General features: G+C 65.2%; 1 protein-coding gene. It reads right to left on the reverse strand.

Annotated features, from left to right (window positions below):
- Positions 1–130 precede the first annotated feature (130 nt).
- The gene (locus NV1_RS41610; protein WP_067905241.1) at positions 131–1321 is read right to left on the reverse strand and encodes an IS701 family transposase; all 1191 of its coding nucleotides are present in this window, start codon (positions 1319–1321) and stop codon (positions 131–133) included.
- Between the last annotated feature and the right edge of the window lie 63 nt (positions 1322–1384).

Consider the following 1384-nt stretch of genomic DNA (forward strand, 5'->3'; position numbering starts at 1 on the left):
CACGACAGTTGTATTTCGTTGTCTCATAATCGTTTTCGCTGGTGGCGGAGTTGTCGGGCGTGTGCTTGGTGGTGTCGTCGCCAGTGGCAGGCGGCCAGGGCGTGGGTGAGGGTGCGGGCGGGGTGGAGCACTATCGCCAGGAGACGGCGGATGTCGGCGACTGTGATTCGGCCCAGCCCGCGTGGGCTTTTGGGTCGGTGGCAGCGGTGACGGCGAGGAAGGCGTGGGCGAGCATGGCCAGGGTGATGTGCCGGTACCAGGGATGCCATTTGCGGACTTGGTAGTGGTCCAGGCCGCATTGGTCTTTGGCGGCCTGGAAGCATTCCTCGACCGCCCACCTGGCGCCGGCGACGGCCACGACCTGTTCCCGCTCGATCGTGGCGGGGTGAAAGCACAGGTAGTAGGCGATATCGGCTGGGTTGTCGAGGGATCGGCGGGCCAACAGGGTTCTTGCGTATCCGGCGGGGAGGTCACCGAAGTTGGGGAGGGTGGCCCAGGCCCAGTCGTATTCACGTTCGCCGCGCTCACCCAGCCCGGCCGAGACCCGGTGCCACGCGTGTGCGGGCGCTCGGGCGACGAGGGTGTCGACGCGGCGGCGGCCGTCGAGATCAGCCACGGTTTGCCGGACCGGCACCTCGAGAACATACGACAGGCGACGGGCCTCGCAGAATGTCCGGAACCGGCCGTCGCGGCCGTAGGCCGCGTCCGCGGCCACCCACCCGGCCGCCACTCCGGCATCCAGGGTCCGGGCGATCATCATCTCCGCAAGCCTGGGCTTGGTCAGAAGACCTGAGCAGCAACGACTTTCAGGAATTCCTGCTTCGATACAGCGGTCACGATCACCAATCCACGACTCGGGCAGATAGAGCTCTCTATCGATCAGCGCCCGACCCGAGCGCCCGGCATAGGCCAGGAACACCCCGAGCTGAGAATTCTCCACACGACCGGCCGTTCCGGAGTACTGGCGTTGCACGCCTGCGGATTTCATTCCCTTCTTCAAGAATCCGGTCTCATCCGGGACCAGGACACCATCCGGGCAGGCCAGCGCCTCGGCAACATACGAGCGCAGACAATCGCGCAGCTCATCAGCGTCCCACCGCGACCGATTCAGGAAATGCTGCAACCTGCCCGGATCCACCTCCCCGGCAGCCTCGGACAACTGCCAAGCGTTCTTCCGCTCCACCGGCGCCAGCAACCCCATCAGATACGACCGCGCCCACCGCCGCGGCTCCGCACGATAGAACACCCCCGCCACCCGCGCGAACACCTCATCGAAACCCGCCCGCCACGCCGAAACATCCTCCGCAGCAACATCACCCAGCACGAGCCGACAAGCTATCGCATGACCAACCCAACTGCAAAACAACGAAATACAACTGTCGTG

The sequence above is a fragment of the Nocardia vaccinii NBRC 15922 genome (assembly GCF_001613305.1).
Classification (GTDB): Bacteria; Actinomycetota; Actinomycetes; order Mycobacteriales; family Mycobacteriaceae; genus Nocardia; species Nocardia vaccinii.